Source organism: Paeniglutamicibacter sp. ZC-3, from assembly GCF_025847175.2.
GTDB classification, from domain to species: domain Bacteria; phylum Actinomycetota; class Actinomycetes; order Actinomycetales; family Micrococcaceae; genus Paeniglutamicibacter; species Paeniglutamicibacter sulfureus.
On sequence record NZ_JAOYTG010000030.1, the window covers coordinates 1 to 14,378 of the forward strand.

The 14,378-nt window shown below is 61.8% G+C and carries 15 protein-coding genes; 7 read left to right on the plus strand and 8 right to left on the minus strand.

The window, feature by feature from the left end:
* Positions 1–183 precede the first annotated feature (183 nt).
* The gene (locus OIU93_RS19610; protein ID WP_264271736.1) at positions 184–765 is read right to left on the minus strand and encodes a DUF3043 domain-containing protein; all 582 of its coding nucleotides are present in this window, start codon (positions 763–765) and stop codon (positions 184–186) included.
* Positions 766–835: 70 nt separating this feature from the next.
* Between OIU93_RS19610 and OIU93_RS19615 the strand changes: the two genes are divergently transcribed.
* The 6 genes from OIU93_RS19615 (at position 836) to OIU93_RS19640 (ending at position 6,884) form a co-directional block, all read left to right on the plus strand.
* Positions 836–2,245, plus strand: a complete 1,410-nt coding sequence (locus OIU93_RS19615; RefSeq protein ID WP_264271737.1) for a dipeptidase — start codon at positions 836–838, stop codon at positions 2,243–2,245.
* 108 nt (positions 2,246–2,353) lie between these two features.
* Complete coding sequence (locus OIU93_RS19620; protein WP_264271738.1) at positions 2,354–2,728, plus strand: iron-sulfur cluster assembly accessory protein; 375 nt, start codon at positions 2,354–2,356, stop codon at positions 2,726–2,728.
* Between the two features lie 205 nt (positions 2,729–2,933).
* Positions 2,934–3,809 (plus strand): cytochrome c oxidase subunit II, encoded by an 876-nt coding sequence (gene coxB / locus OIU93_RS19625; protein ID WP_264271739.1) that lies wholly within the window; start codon positions 2,934–2,936, stop codon positions 3,807–3,809.
* Positions 3,810–3,815: 6 nt separating this feature from the next.
* On the plus strand, positions 3,816–5,534 hold the full coding sequence (ctaD, locus tag OIU93_RS19630; RefSeq protein ID WP_264271740.1) for a cytochrome c oxidase subunit I: 1,719 nt from the start codon (positions 3,816–3,818) through the stop codon (positions 5,532–5,534).
* Between the two features lie 2 nt (positions 5,535–5,536).
* The gene (locus tag OIU93_RS19635) at positions 5,537–5,938 is read left to right on the plus strand and encodes a cytochrome c oxidase subunit 4 (RefSeq protein WP_264271741.1); all 402 of its coding nucleotides are present in this window, start codon (positions 5,537–5,539) and stop codon (positions 5,936–5,938) included.
* Between the two features lie 160 nt (positions 5,939–6,098).
* Positions 6,099–6,884 (plus strand): GntR family transcriptional regulator, encoded by a 786-nt coding sequence (locus OIU93_RS19640; protein WP_264271742.1) that lies wholly within the window; start codon positions 6,099–6,101, stop codon positions 6,882–6,884.
* 143 nt (positions 6,885–7,027) lie between these two features.
* On the opposite strand, the gene OIU93_RS19645 is transcribed toward OIU93_RS19640, so the two are convergent.
* The 5 genes from OIU93_RS19645 to OIU93_RS19665 form a co-directional block, all read right to left on the minus strand.
* On the minus strand, positions 7,028–7,327 hold the full coding sequence (locus OIU93_RS19645) for a VOC family protein (protein ID WP_264271743.1): 300 nt from the start codon (positions 7,325–7,327) through the stop codon (positions 7,028–7,030).
* Between the two features lie 493 nt (positions 7,328–7,820).
* On the minus strand, positions 7,821–9,497 hold the full coding sequence (locus tag OIU93_RS19650) for a ubiquinol-cytochrome c reductase cytochrome b subunit (protein ID WP_264271744.1): 1,677 nt from the start codon (positions 9,495–9,497) through the stop codon (positions 7,821–7,823).
* 3 nt (positions 9,498–9,500) lie between these two features.
* The gene (locus OIU93_RS19655; RefSeq protein WP_264271763.1) at positions 9,501–10,544 is read right to left on the minus strand and encodes a ubiquinol-cytochrome c reductase iron-sulfur subunit; all 1,044 of its coding nucleotides are present in this window, start codon (positions 10,542–10,544) and stop codon (positions 9,501–9,503) included.
* Positions 10,545–10,612: 68 nt separating this feature from the next.
* The gene (locus tag OIU93_RS19660; RefSeq protein ID WP_264271745.1) at positions 10,613–11,401 is read right to left on the minus strand and encodes a c-type cytochrome; all 789 of its coding nucleotides are present in this window, start codon (positions 11,399–11,401) and stop codon (positions 10,613–10,615) included.
* Positions 11,402–11,467: 66 nt separating this feature from the next.
* Positions 11,468–12,106, minus strand: a complete 639-nt coding sequence (locus OIU93_RS19665; protein ID WP_336245038.1) for a heme-copper oxidase subunit III — start codon at positions 12,104–12,106, stop codon at positions 11,468–11,470.
* Positions 12,107–12,252: 146 nt separating this feature from the next.
* Here OIU93_RS19665 and trpD point away from each other — a divergent pair, with 146 nt between their 5' ends.
* Positions 12,253–13,305: an anthranilate phosphoribosyltransferase gene (gene trpD, locus OIU93_RS19670; RefSeq protein WP_264271747.1), complete on the plus strand. Its 1,053-nt coding sequence runs from the start codon at positions 12,253–12,255 to the stop codon at positions 13,303–13,305.
* Positions 13,306–13,653: 348 nt separating this feature from the next.
* On the opposite strand, the gene OIU93_RS19675 is transcribed toward trpD, so the two are convergent.
* Positions 13,654–13,932 (minus strand): Lrp/AsnC family transcriptional regulator, encoded by a 279-nt coding sequence (locus OIU93_RS19675; RefSeq protein WP_264271748.1) that lies wholly within the window; start codon positions 13,930–13,932, stop codon positions 13,654–13,656.
* 57 nt (positions 13,933–13,989) lie between these two features.
* On the minus strand, positions 13,990–14,373 hold the full coding sequence (locus OIU93_RS19680) for a DUF3054 domain-containing protein (RefSeq protein WP_264271749.1): 384 nt from the start codon (positions 14,371–14,373) through the stop codon (positions 13,990–13,992).
* Positions 14,374–14,378 lie beyond the last annotated feature (5 nt).

Here is a 14,378-nt window from a genome sequence, read left to right on the forward strand (position 1 = left end):
GCGTGGGCGTTGCGCGAACTGACGGAGAACTCATCCAGTTCAGAGCCGTTCTGTCCGGCGATCGACTCCCCGGTGGGGGTGTCGGGGGCGTAGCCGGTGACCAACCGGCTGGGGATGCCGGGAATCCATTCCCCGGGGGTGCCACACGCCTTGGTGTGGAATCTTGAACGCGTGTGCGTATTGTTAGCGCGGATCCTCGCCGCGACGCACCTGCGGCTTGGGCAGGCGCAACTTGCGGAACTGAAGTCCGCGCATGATGCCGTAGTAGGTCACGCCGCGTTCGACCGAGCCAAAGCGGGCAATCAGCCCCTTCTTCAGTCCGCGCGACATGATGAAGGCGTCGACGGCAACGAGTGCCACCAGAATCCAGAGTGCAAAGGTGATGTAAACCTGGACCGCCGGGAACCTCGAGAGGGTCAGCGAAACGATCAGGAAAGCGAAGACGGCAAACATCAGGTATTCGCCGACCATGAAGCGGCGGTCCACGTAGTCGCGGGTAAAGCGCTTCTGCGGTCCCTGGTCACGGGCTGCCATGAAGCGCTCGTCGCCGGTCTCATTGGCCAACCGCATGCGGTTCTGGGCCTCCAGGCGCTGGTTGCGCTCGGCCGCGCGCGCAAGCTTGCGGTCGGTGGGTACCAACGGGCGCTGGTTTTGCGCCTGCTGCGCACTGCGCTTTGGGGTCGGGGCATTTTTGCCGGCGGGCTTTGTGGTCTCTTCTGTGGGCGCTTCTACGGAAGCTGCCTGATCTTTCTTGCGTCCAAACACCTTTCCAGTCTAGCTTGCACCCGGCACGCCATCGTCATTCGGCGCACGGCGCGGTTGTAGGCTTTTTCCCATGACTACCAAGAACACCGCCGCCCCGGCATCATTCGGCGTGGATCGCGAGTCCCTGAGCGCACACGTAGATACCGATTTCAATCGCATCGTCTCCGAACTCGGCAGGCTGGTGGCCATCCCCGGCATTGCCTGGGAATCATTCGACCCCGACCAACTGGACCGAAGCGCCGAGGCAGTGGCGCAGCTGGTGCGCGAAGCCGGCATGGAAAATGTCGAAATCCTCCGCGTTCCCACCCCAGCAGGAGTGCCCGGGGGCCCCGCTATCGTGGCCAATCGCCCGGCCCGCGACGGCAAGCCGACCATCCTTCTCTATGCGCACCACGATGTGCAGCCTCCGGGCGACGAGGACCTTTGGGACACCAAGCCCTTTGAAGCCACCGAGATCGATGGCCGGCTGTATGGTCGCGGAGCGGCCGATGACAAGGCCGGCATCATGGTGCACATTGCCGCCCTGCGCGCGGTGCTGGACAGCGTTGCCGACTTCGGCCTGGGTGTCACCTTCTTCCTCGAAGGCGAGGAAGAGGCCGGTTCGCCCAGCTTCCGCCGGTTCCTGGAGACCCACCGCGATCGCCTGGAGGCGGACGTCATCGTGGTCGCCGACTCCAGCAATTGGAAGGTGGGGGTCCCGGCGCTGACCACTTCCCTGCGCGGCATGGTCGGGGGAGTGGTGGAAGTCCGCGCCCTGGCCCATGCGGTGCACTCGGGCATGTTTGGCGGGCCCCTGCTCGATGCTCCCACCCTGGCAGCTCGCTTGATTTCCACTTTCCATGACGCCGAGGGCAACGTGGCCATCGAGGGCCTGGTCACCCACGAGCGTGCGGTCGTCGACTACCCCGAGGACTCGTTCCGGGCGGATTCCTCGGTGCTGGACTCGGTCAAGTTGGCGGGCAGCGGCAACATTGCCGACAGGCTCTGGAACAAGCCGGCCCTTTCGATCATCGGGATGGACATCCCCTCGGTTGCGATTTCTTCAAACACCTTGTTGCCTTCCACGCGATTCAAGCTGAGCCTGCGCATCGCCCCCGGGCAGGACCCGGAGTCGGCGGTTGCCGCGCTGCGCGCGCACATCATGGGCCAGGACCTGCGCGGAGCCCAAGTGACCTTTGAAGCCGACGAGGCCGGGCAGTCCTTTTCCACCGACACCTCGGCCCCGGCCGCGCAAGCTAGCCTGTGGGCGCTGGGGGAAGCGTGGGGAGTTCCGGCGGTTGAAACCGGCATCGGCGGATCCATTCCATTCATCTCCGACCTGCTCGAGATCTTCCCCGCCGCGCAGATCCTCGTGACCGGCGTCGAAGACCCGGATTCCCGCGCGCATTCGGCCAATGAGTCGCTGCACCTGGGCGATTTCCGTCACGCAATTTTGGCCGAGGCGCTGCTCTTGGCACGCTTGAACAACCACGGGCTATAAGGTCCGGGCGGCGTCGCTGCGCCAGTACGTGCGGTCTCGTCGTACCATTGAAGGTGAGGGGCCGCGCTTGAGGCGTAGCCCAAGTGAGCAGTATATGGAGGATCACGCATGACAACTGCAGCCAACGAGACCACCGCAGACCCGACCGAGCTTCCGAGCCACGAGGTCAAGCTGTCGGAGGTCGCAGCAGAAAAGGTCCGTTCACTGCTTGAACAGGAAGGCCGCACCGATCTTCGGTTGCGCGTCGCCGTTCAGCCAGGGGGATGTTCGGGCCTGATTTACCAGCTCTACTTCGACGAGCGCCTGCTGGAGGGCGACGCCGTAAAGGACTACGACGGCGTCGAGGTCATTGTCGACAAGATGAGCGTTCCCTACCTGGACGGAGCTTCGATTGACTTCGAAGACACCATCTCCAAGCAGGGTTTCACCATCGACAACCCGTCCGCCGGGGGCTCTTGCGCCTGTGGAGATTCCTTCCACTAAGTCGGAACCAAATGCACCGCCCATACGTTGAGACATCTTCGTCCCTGGGCGGTGTTTTGGTCGGCATTCGCATGCCCGAGAGGGTAAGCTCTACGATAAGTAGTAAAACTATGGTTTTCTTCGACCTCATCAGCGTTGATTCACTTGAGTCCGGCCGCTGGGTGTCGAAGACTCATTCAGCACCAACAAAGAGGAAGGGCCGTCTGTGAGTTCGCAAGACCGAACCAGCAGCCGCCGCAAAGGCAGAGCCAAAGTCATGGCGATTGCTGGCGCCGGCGCGTTGTTGTTGACGGGATGTTCAGCGGAAGTCCAGCGAGGTTGGCTCCCAAACGTCGAACGTGACACCACCAACCACACCGGTATGATCCAGGATCTCTGGGTCAACTCGTGGATTACCGTACTTTTGATCGGTATCTTGACGTGGGGCCTGATGCTTTGGTGCATCATCGCCTACCGCCGCCGCAAGAATGACACTGGCTTCCCGCGCCAGCTCAGCTACAACTTGCCAATCGAAATTTTCTACACGGCCGTGCCGCTCGTGCTTGTCCTGACGTTCTTCACGTTCTCAGACAGCACCGAGAAGGCAATCAACACCCAGGTGGATTCCGAGCTCGTGGTCGATGTCCGTGCCAAGCAGTGGGCATGGGACTACAACTACACCTACCAGGGCCAGGAAAAGTACGATGCCACCGTTCAGGCACACCTGACCGGTGAAGAGGGCGTCGAGGAAACTCTGCCCACCCTGTACCTCCCTGTTGGAAAATCCGTCACGCTCGAGTTGAACAGCCGCGACGTCATCCACTCGTTCTGGGTTCCTGCATTCCTGCAGAAACTCGACATGATTCCGGGCAAGACCAACTACATCTACCTCACGCCGCAGGTCGAAGGACGATTCGACGGCAAGTGCGCGGAGCTCTGCGGTGAATACCACTCGGAGATGCTCTTCAACGTGCAGGTAGTGTCCGAAGCCGAATTCCTGAACCACCTGGCCACTTTGAAGGACGGCCACATCGGTGAGGAACAGGACCGCAAGCCGGGCGAGGTCAACCAGGTTTCGGCCCACGCATCGGAAGGGGAGTAATCCATCGTGACTACTTACGAATACGCAACCGATGAGGTCAAGACCCTCGCACCGCGCGTGGTACCGATTTCCAAGGGACGGATCTTCGTCAACTGGATCACCTCCACCGACCACAAGACGATCGGGTACATGTACCTGATCACCTCGTTCGTCTTCTTCTGCATCGGCGGCGTGATGGCCCTGGTCATCCGTGCCGAGCTGTTTGAACCGGGCATGCAGATCCTGCAGACCAAGGAACAGTACAACCAGCTGTTCACCATGCACGGCACCATCATGTTGCTGATGTTTGCAACCCCGCTCTTTGCAGGGTTCACCAACGTCATGATGCCGCTGCAGATCGGCGCACCCGACGTGGCCTTCCCGCGCCTGAACGCGCTGGCCTTCTGGTTCTTCTCCTTCGGTTCCACCATTGCGCTGGCAGGTTACCTGACCCCGCAGGGTGCGGCGTCCTTCGGCTGGTTCGCATACGCGCCGCTGTCGAACACCACCTTCAGCCCCGGCGTGGGTGGAGACCTCTGGGTCTTCGGCCTCGCGCTCTCGGGCTTCGGCACCATCCTTGGCGCCGTCAACTTCATCACCACCATCATCTGCCTGCGTGCACCGGGCATGACCATGTGGCGCATGTCCATCTTCACCTGGAACGCGCTGATCACCTCGATCCTGGTCTTGATGGCATTCCCGCCGCTGGCAGCAGCACTGTTCGCGCTCGGCGCGGACCGCCGGTTCGGGGCGCACGTCTTTGACCCGGAAGCTGGCGGTGCCGTCCTCTGGCAGCACCTCTTCTGGTTCTTCGGACACCCGGAGGTCTACATCATTGCGCTGCCGTTCTTCGGCATCGTCTCCGAGATCTTCCCGGTCTTCTCCCGCAAGCCGATCTTCGGCTACAAGGGCCTGGTCTTCGCAACGATCTCGATCGCTGCGCTGTCCGTGTCCGTGTGGGCCCACCACATGTACGTCACCGGCTCCGTCATGCTTCCGTTCTTCGGCTTCATGACCATGCTGATCGCGGTTCCGACCGGCGTGAAGTTCTTCAACTGGATCGGCACCATGTGGCGAGGCTCGATCACCTTCGAGACCCCGATGCTCTGGAGCATCGGCTTCATGGTGACGTTCCTCTTCGGTGGCCTGACCGGCATCATCCTCGCGGCCCCGCCGCTGGACTTCCACGTCTCGGACACCTACTTCGTGGTGGCACACTTCCACTACGTGGTCTTCGGAACCGTGGTCTTCGCGATGTTCGCAGGCTTCTACTTCTGGTGGCCGAAGTGGACCGGCAAGATGCTCAACGAGCGCCTTGGCAAGATCCACTTCTGGATGCTGTTCGTGGGCTTCCACGGCACGTTCCTGATCCAGCACTGGCTGGGCGTCATCGGCATGCCGCGACGTTACGCCGACTACATGCCGGAAGACGGGTTCACTACCATGAACCAGTTCTCCACCGTGTTCGCCTTCATCCTGGGCATGTCGATGATCCCGTTCTTCTGGAACGTCTGGACCACGCACCGCAACGCCAAGAAGGTTACCGTGGATGATCCGTGGGGCTTTGGTGCATCGCTGGAGTGGGCAACTTCCTGCCCGCCGCCGCGCCACAACTTCCACTCGATTCCGCGTATCCGCTCCGAGCGTCCGGCTCTTGACCTCCACCACCCGGAACTGAGCGCCCGCTCGACCCCGGAGACCCCGGTGGCCAAGATCTTCGGCCCGGCAGACCAGAAGGACCTGTAGAGATGAAAATTGAAACTTGGCTCTTCCTGGGCGGCATCTTCTTCTTCACCCCGGTGGCGATCGTGTACGGCATCATGACCAACTGGGAAGAACACGTAGGCTACCTGGCGTTGTTCATGCTCTCTGGCATGTGCATCATGATCGGCTGGTACCTGCTGCACACTTCCCGTCGCGTTGGTCCCCGTCCCGAGGACCGTCTTGACGGCGAGATCCACGAGAACGCCGGCACCGTTGGCCTCTTCTCCCCGTGGAGCTGGTGGCCGCTGGCACTCGGTACGGGTGCCGCGATCGGTTTTGCCGGTTTGGCCCTGGGCTTCTGGGTCCTGTACATCGGCGTTGGCCTCACGATCATCGGCTTGGTTGGCTGGGTCTACGAGTACAGCCGCGGTGACCACGCCCACTAACCCGGGCATGTAACACCCGAAGTGCATCGGCGGAAGCGGTGCTTCTTTCCCCTCGCGGGGAGAGAAGCACCGCTTCCGCTTTTTAAGAGCCATGGCCCAGGAATGCGGGAGAATGGAAACCAGAGGGGCCGGAAGCCGGCCCACCGACACTGGAGCAAATGTGAAACCCTACGCGCCGCAGCCCAAGGTGCATGGCCTGATCGATGGCGATTCGCCCGTGAGCAAGTACCGGCAGATTCGCGAGATCCTGCGTACCCACGCAACCACGGTCTGTCAGCCCGGATACCGGCTTCCACCCGAGCGCGAGCTGGCCGAGGAATTCGGTGTGGCCCGCAAGACCCTGCGGCAGGCCATCGACTCGCTGGTCGAGGACCAGGTGCTCAAGCGGGTGGTCGGCGTCGGGACGTTCGTGGCGCACCCCAAGCTGGACCTGCAGATCCGCTTGAACTCCTACAGCGAGGAAATGATCCGACGCGGCATGGTCCCCGATGCGCATGTGCTGCGCTTCGAGGAGTCGCCGGCTACCAGCAGCCTGTCGCGCCACATGGAGATCGACGAGGGCGAGCCCGTGATCCGCTTCAGCCGTCTCCTGCTGGCCGATGGCAAGCCGATGAGCCTCGATGAGAACTTCATGCCCAGCGCGTTGGTACCCGGGTTCCTCAACGACCCCCCGCCCATTTCCCTGTACCAGTCGCTGAATGAACGCTACGGCTTGGTGCTGGAGTGGGGCGAGGACCAGATCGAAAGCACGGCGGCGACCAGCGAGCACGCCGGGCTCCTGAAGGTCGAGGTGGGTTTCCCCTTGCTGCGTATCACCCGATACGCATTTGTCGGTGAGGTGCTCGTCGACTATTCGATCTCCCTCTATCGCTCCGACCGCTACAAGCTCTTTGTCCCGCTGCAGCGCCAGGGGACCCGCAGTCCGCGCTACAGCACCGTGCGGTAGTCCAGCGCCCGGGAACGCCTCCCAGCGGCCTGGAGGGCGTCCAAGCGGCCGTGCGTATGCACCTGGCAACATCGGCACGACATGCCGGTGCGCGGAGCGCTGTGTTGGTGCGGCCGACGAACGCCTCGGGGGAGCGGGACCGTCTAGGGTGCGGGCTGTTCCGGTGTAGTGCCGGAAGCCGCTGTCGAAGACGGTTCAAAGAGTTCCACCAGGTTCCCCGAGGGGTCTTCCAGCAGCAACTGCCTGCCGCCGGCACCGGTGATCACATTCGAGCGCAGTGGCACGCCTGCGGCCACGAGCCGTTCCATTTCAGCGGTGAGGTCCTCCACCAGCAGTGAAAAGCGATTCCATCCTCCGGGTGTGGGCATCGCGCCGTCCGGCATGGCCTGGCCAGCGCCGCCCGGGACACCGTGTTCATCCGTGCCGCCCGGGGCGCTGAGCATCAGCCGCAAGGCCCCCCGTCCCAGGATCGCGAAGCCCGGGCCCGTGTGTACAGGTCCACGCTGAAATCGAGAAGGTCTACGTAGAAATTGACGGCTGAGGAAACGTCATCGACGATGTAGCGGATGCTTGCCTTTTCCATGGTGTCCACCTGGAATCGTAGAGTTGCCGTCTGGGGGCTGGCAGCACGGCGACGTGAGTGGCCGATTTCAACGGTGGCATATACCGCCGCATGCCCACATCCATTGTTGCACCGGGATCGGCCCGTGTATGCCCGATTCCGGGCTTACGACGTTGGCCACGCTTCTGCGCGTGGCGTCGGTGACTGCCCTGTTGTCGGGCGCGAGTAACGGGCCGACGGCTGGCGGACGGGGGAAGGCCTTGCGGTCCCGCGGAGCTCGTCGCCGGCGGCGACGGGCTGGGCAACTGCGGGTTAAACACTGCGGGGCCCACCAAATGGTGGGCCCCGCAGTCAGGATGAAGTCCTGGCAGATACTACTTTTCGATGGATTCCGTGGAGGAACCTTCGATTTCTGCCGGTCCGTGTCCATGTTCGGCATGCACTGCTGCCAACTCGGAAGGCGTAACCGGGGCTACGCGATCCTCGAAGAAGAACTTGGACAGGGCGCCGCGGCGCTTTTCGCTGCCGCTGATGTGGCCGGCCGCGTTCGGCTGGGCCGGAATGACCTTGCGGTCCTCGTAGTTGACCAGCTGGTGCAGCTTGTAGACATCCAGCGCCTCGTGGCGCTCCGAGAAGGTGCCTTCCGGCGACATTTCGATGATTCCGGTTTCGCGACCGTGCAATACGATCTCGCGGTCCTTGCGCTGCAGCGACAGTGCGATGCGGCGGGCCACGATGAAGCCGAGGATCGGGCCGAGGAAGAACAGCACTCGCAACCAGTAAGTGACGTCGTTCAACGACACGTGGAAGTGGGTGGCGATCAAGTCGGAGGAGGCCGCTGCCCACATCACGCAGTAGGAAACGACGCCTGCAACACCCATGCCCGTACGGAACGGGGCGTTGCGCGGGCGATCCAACAGGTGGTGTTCGCGCTTGTCCTTGGTGACCCAGCTTTCGATCCACGGCCATGCGAACATGATCGTGAACATGATGCCGGCAGGGATAAGAGCCGGAATCAGGACGTTCAGCGTCAGGGTGTTGGTACCCCACGGGAACGGGATGAGCCACTCGAAGGAGAAGTTGCCCAACACGCCCGGCATCAGTCGCAGGGCGCCATCGACGAAGCCGATGTACCAGTCAGGCTGGGTGCCGGCGGAGACCGGCGAGGGGTCATACGGGCCGTAGTTCCAGATCGGGTTGATGGTCAGCAATCCGGAGATCGCAGCCACGATGCCGAAGACGATGAAGAAGAACCCGCCTGCCTTGGCAGCGTAGACCGGACCGACAGGGAAGCCCACGACATTGTCGTTGGTGCGGCCCGGGCCGGGGTACTGGGTGTGCTTGTGCACGACCACCATGAACAGGTGGATGCCGACCATGAGCAGCAGGAGCGCCGGAACAATCATGATGTGCAGGGAGTACAGGCGCGGAATGATGACCGTGCCCGGGAATTCGCCACCGAAGAGGAAGAGCGAAATGTAGGTGCCCACCAGCGGGATCGACTTGATGACGCCGTCGATGATGCGCAGGCCGTTGCCGGAGAGCAAGTCATCGGGGAGGGAGTAACCGGTGAAGCCGGCAGCCATCGCCAGGATCAGCAGCACGCCGCCGACAACCCAGTTCAGTTCGCGCGGCTTGCGGAACGCACCGGTGAAGAACACGCGAAGCATGTGGACCGACACGGCGGCAACGAACAGGATCGCCGACCAGTGGTGGACCTGGCGCATGAACAGACCGCCACGCACGTCGAAGGAAATATCCAGCGACGTGGAGTATGCGGCGGACATGCCGATGCCCTTGAGCGGGTTGTACGAACCGTTGTAGATGACGTGTGCCATCGACGGATCGAAGAAGAACGTCAGGAACGTTCCGGAGATCAACAGCAGGACGAAGGTGTACAGTGCCACCTCGCCGAACATGAAGGACCAGTGGTCCGGGAAGATCTTGCGACCGAATTCCTTGACGATCACCGATCCGCCGACACGCTGGTCGACGAAGTTGGCAATGCGTCCGGTGGAAGTCTTCGGAGTGTACTCAGTTGTGGTGCTCATGGATTAGCCACGCTCCCAGTAGCTCGGTCCAACAGGCTCCTGGAAATCGCTCTGGGCGACCAGGAAGCCATTGGAGTCAACCGTGATTGGCAGCTGAGGCAGCGCGCGTCCGGCCGGGCCGAAGATGACCTTGCATTCCTGCGTGAGGTCAAAGGTCGACTGGTGGCACGGGCACAGCAAGTGGTGCGTCTGCTGCTCGTAGAGGGCCACGGGGCAACCGACGTGCGTGCAGATCTTGGAGTAGGCAACGATGCCGTCCACGTGCCAGTCTTCGCGTCCCTCGGAGACCTGCATCTTCGATGGATCCAGGCGCATCAGCAAGACAACGGCCTTGGCCTTCTCGTTGAGCATGTCCTCGGCTTCGTCAAGTCCCTCGGGAATGACGTGGAAAGCCGAACCAATCTGCACATCCGATGCCTTGATGGGGGTTCCGGAGGGATCGCGGGTCAGGCGAACGTCCGTGTCCCACATCGTGTGGCGCAGCTGCTCGACCATTTCGCCGGCGTTCTTGCCGGAACGGTCGAGGTCGCGGAACATGAAGATCGCGGGAATCGGAGCCAATGCCATGGCGCCGATGAGGGTGTTTCGAATCAATGGACGGCGCTTGATGCCCGTCTCTTCGATCACCTGGTTGATGATCTCCTCGGCGTCCTTGCGATCAGCCTCAGCGGTGATCTCGTGACGCATTTCGGAAATCTCGTGGTCCGGCATCAGGGTCTTTGCCCAGTGGACAATACCGATACCGATGCCGAGCATGGCAAAAGTGGTGCCAAGGCCGAGCATCGCGTTCTGTACGCGGATTTCCGAGATGTTTTCCGGACGTCCGAGAACGAAGTAAGCAATAAAGAACGACAGTGTTCCGACGATGGAGATGATAAACAGCAGCGCTACCTGACGCTCTGCTCGCTTCTCTGCATGCGGGTCGGTATCTGCCAAGCGCTTCCGATGCGGCGGAAGGCCGGGATCCTGGAATTTCTCCAGGGTTCCCGTGCCAGCCTTAGCAACGGTGCCCGAGTCGTCCGGACTGCCGTGACTATGGTCGCCCATGTTGTCTCTCATCCTTTTCTCAAGATTCATTAGTACGTAGTGATGTGGCGGCACGGGCCGCCAGCGACCTAGGAAGGACGCGAGGTGAGCCAGATGGTGAAGGCAATGATGATGCCCAAACCAGCGGTCCAGATGAAGAGACCTTCAGCGACCGGACCCAGCGAACCGAGCTTGGCGCCGCCCGGCGAACCCTGGGCTTCGACTTCCTTCAGGAAGGTGATCACGTCACGCTTCTCTTCGGGAGTGATGTTCGAGTCGTTGAAGACGGGCATGTTCTGCGGGCCGGTAACCATGGCTTCGTAGATGTGCTTCTCGGATACACCGGCCAGGGCCGGGGCAAACTTGCCGCGCGTAAGTGCGCCGCCGGCAGCGGCGGCGTTGTGACACATTGCGCAATTCACGCGGAAAACCGTACCGCCTGCGGCAGAGTTGCCATGGGATGTATCAAGCATGTCCTCGGACGGGATTGCCGGTCCGGCACCCAGGCTGGCCACATATGCGGAGAGCTGGGAGATCTGGGCGTCATCGAACTGTACCGGCTTGGCCTGAGCCTGGGGCCCCTGCATCTGCATCGGCATACGGCCGGTTCCGACCTGGAAGTCGACTGCAGCGGCGCCTACGCCAATCAGCGAAGGACCGTCAGCGGATCCTTCTGCATTCAAACCGTGGCAGGTAGCGCAGTTGGCGACGAAGAGCTTGTTGCCCTCCTCGATGTCACTTGCGCTGAATCCTGTAGCCGCCTTGGCCTCGTTGACGCTGCCGGCGGCCATGTACAGGCCTCCAGTGATGAGCAGGCCCATCAACAGCAGTGCGACGGCGGCGAGTGGATGGCGGCGCCTTTGCGAAAGAGCCTTCACTTGCTGGTTCCTCACTTATTTCTTAGAACGGGGAAGTTGCCGAAGTAGGCAACGTTGTTGGTTGCGCTACTTCAGGAAGTAGATGATCGCGAACAAGGCGATCCACACGACGTCGACGAAGTGCCAGTAGTAAGACACGACAATCGCACCGGTTGCCTCGTAGTGACCGAACTTACGTGCAATAAGCGCACGTCCGATGATCAGCAGGAAGGCGATGAGTCCGCCGGCCACGTGCAAGCCGTGGAATCCGGTGGTCATGTAGAACACGGAACCGTAGGCGTTGGAGTTCAAGGCAATGCCGTGAGCAATGAGCTCGGTGTATTCGTAGGCCTGAACGGAAACAAAGATGGCACCGAGGATGAAGGTCAGGACGAACCATTCAACCATTCCCCATTCCTTCAAGTTGAACAGTCCGCCGGTGCGGCGAGGCTTAAGATCCTCGGCACGGAAGACACCCAACTGGCAGGAGAACGAGCTCGAGACCAGGATGATCGTGTTGATAAGTGCGAACGGAACGTTGAGTTTCTCGGTTTCGGTCGCCCACATTTCCGGCGATGCAGCGCGGAGTGTGAAGTACATGGCGAAAAGCGCGGCAAAGAACATCAGCTCGCTGGCAAGCCAGACGACAGTTCCTACCGACACCATGTTGGGACGGTTCGGCGCAGGATGCGCCGGGGCAATTAGGGCATGAGTCGCAGTTGTCACAGAGCCATTATGTCTATAAAAGTACCTCTGACACCAATGCATTGAGCCCCGCGTGGCGGGAAATTTCACCGCTTCACGCCTACAGCCGCGGAAACACGCGGGATTAACATTTCAGACTTTCTACGATTCGTAGATAACCTAGTGGCGTGTCAACGATTCGAACGGACCCAAAGTTCCCCACATGGCCATCAATCCTCTCTGCGCTGATCGCCCGCGGCGATCTCGACAGGGACCAAGCGTATTGGGCCATGGGCGAGGTGATGACGGGCAATGCCAGCGATGCGCAGGTGGCCGGTTTCCTTGTTGCGCTCAGATCCAAGGGTGAGACCGTTGCCGAACTCACCGGCCTGGTGGAGGCGATGATCGCCAATGCCAGGCCGCTGGTCGTCGAGGGCGAACGCCTGGACATCGTGGGCACCGGGGGTGACCGACAGAACACCATAAACATCTCCACGATGTCGTCCCTGGTGTGTGCCGGGGCAGGGGCCCGAATCGTGAAGCACGGGAACCGTGCCTCCTCTTCGTCCTCGGGCTCCGCCGATGTGCTCGAGGCCCTGGGTGTGCGACTCGACGTTCCCATCGAAAACCTGAACGCTGTCTTGGACACCGCGAACATCACTTTCTGTTTCGCGAACATCTTCCACCCCTCAATGCGGAACGCCGCAGTGCCCAGGCGCGAGCTGGGGGTGCCGACGGCATTCAATTTCATGGGGCCGCTGACCAACCCCTCCGGGCCGACTGCATCCGCGATTGGCTGCGCGGACCTGCGCATGGCTCCGCTGATGGCAGGGGTGCTGGCCGCGCGGGGGGTTCGTGCGTTGGTCTTCCGAGGCGAGGATGGACTGGATGAACTGACCACGACCGCCGACAACAGGGTCTGGGAAGTTCGTGACGGCACGGTCACCGAGTCGCGCTTCGATGCGCGGGACCTCGGCATGGCCCGGGTGACGCTCGACGATTTGCGCGGGGGAGACGCCCAGCACAACGCGCAGGTGGTGCGCGACGTGCTTGACGGTGTCCGCGGCCCTGCCCGCGATGCGGTCTTGCTCAACGCCGCGGCCGGGTTGGTGGCCTTTGACCAGGATGCCTCCGGCTCCGTCCAGGATCGCTTAGGGAAGGCGGTCGTGAAGGCCGCGGAGTCGATCGATTCCGGATCCGCCCGGCTGGTTCTGGAGAAATGGGTCAAGGCGACGGCCTAGGAATTCTTGCGTGCGGATCTGCACGCCGCCTGGCGCGTCCTCCATCCTGTACGGATGGGAGGCGCGCCAGTGCCGTTTCAGGGGCCCCGCGCCCGATTTGTTGGCCAGCTCCCACGAATGTCTTTTTCGGACGCTGATGGGCCTCGTGTGGTTTTTCGGGCAGGAGCGTGCGGGCTTTGGCGGTCACCGCTGGTCGTGCGGTTCCGCAACCGAGGTCGAGCGGAGCGCGCCCGGAAACCCGAGCGGGTCCAAGGCGGTGGTTAAATGCAGTGGCGGGTGTGCCGCTTGCCTCCGTCAAGGCAAGCGGCACACCCGCCACTTTTCATGCGCTGGGGACCGGCAGTGTGGCTATTCGAGACCGAGGGAGAACGCAGCATCCAGGTCGTGGCTTGAATATGCCCGGAACGCAATATGTGTTTGGGTTCCGGTGATGCCTGGAACCTTGGATAGTTTGTTGGCGATGACTTCGGCGAGCTCTTCGTGGTGGCGGACCCGGGCGATGGCGATGAGATCCCAGTCGCCGGCGACCGAGTAGACCTCGGAGATGCCTTCGATGTCCGAAATCTTTTCGGCGCACTCGGGAATGCTGTCAGAAGCGGTTTGGATCATGACGAATGCAGTGACCACGTGGGTACCTCCAGATGGTTATGGGCGGTGGTTTTCTGAACTTGATTTGAGCCTAGTTCAGGAAGTTGGCGTGCGCACGCGGCGGCGCGCTATAAGGTTTGTGGCTACCCTGCGTCCCACCAGGAACACTCCGAGAACAATCGTTGCGACAATGATGAACGGCACCGCGGCGGTGGCGCCAAACAGCACGCGCAGGGATAGCCCCAAGGCGACGGTGCCGAGCCATACGAGGATGCCGGTGGGCCAGATGCGCGAGTGGTTGGTCCAGGGGCGTGAGAGCAGCGTCAGTGCGGCCAGTGCCAGCAGGAAAGGCGCGGCGGTCTGGAGCACGCCCAGAATGATCAATGAATGTTGGTGGGAGCCCCGCCCGCTCAACGCGAAGATCAGGACAAGGACCACATCGATCGCGAAATATGCGATCCAGGTCTTACGAGAGGTCATGCTTT

Excerpts from the sequence above, each read along its gene's own strand:
- OIU93_RS19615 (WP_264271737.1), top strand. The coding sequence starts at position 836 with ATGACTACCAAGAACACCGCCGCCCCGGCATCATTCGGCGTGGATCGC.
- OIU93_RS19620 (WP_264271738.1), top strand. The coding sequence starts at position 2,354 with ATGACAACTGCAGCCAACGAGACCACCGCAGACCCGACCGAGCTTCCG.
- OIU93_RS19635 (WP_264271741.1), top strand. The coding sequence starts at position 5,537 with ATGAAAATTGAAACTTGGCTCTTCCTGGGCGGCATCTTCTTCTTCACC.
- OIU93_RS19645 (WP_264271743.1), bottom strand. The coding sequence starts at position 7,327 with ATGCTCAGCGCCCCGGGCGGCACGGATGAACACGGTGTCCCGGGCGGC.
- OIU93_RS19650 (WP_264271744.1), bottom strand. The coding sequence starts at position 9,497 with ATGAGCACCACAACTGAGTACACTCCGAAGACTTCCACCGGACGCATT.
- OIU93_RS19655 (WP_264271763.1), bottom strand. The coding sequence starts at position 10,544 with ATGGGCGACCATAGTCACGGCAGTCCGGACGACTCGGGCACCGTTGCT.
- OIU93_RS19680 (WP_264271749.1), bottom strand. The coding sequence starts at position 14,373 with ATGACCTCTCGTAAGACCTGGATCGCATATTTCGCGATCGATGTGGTC.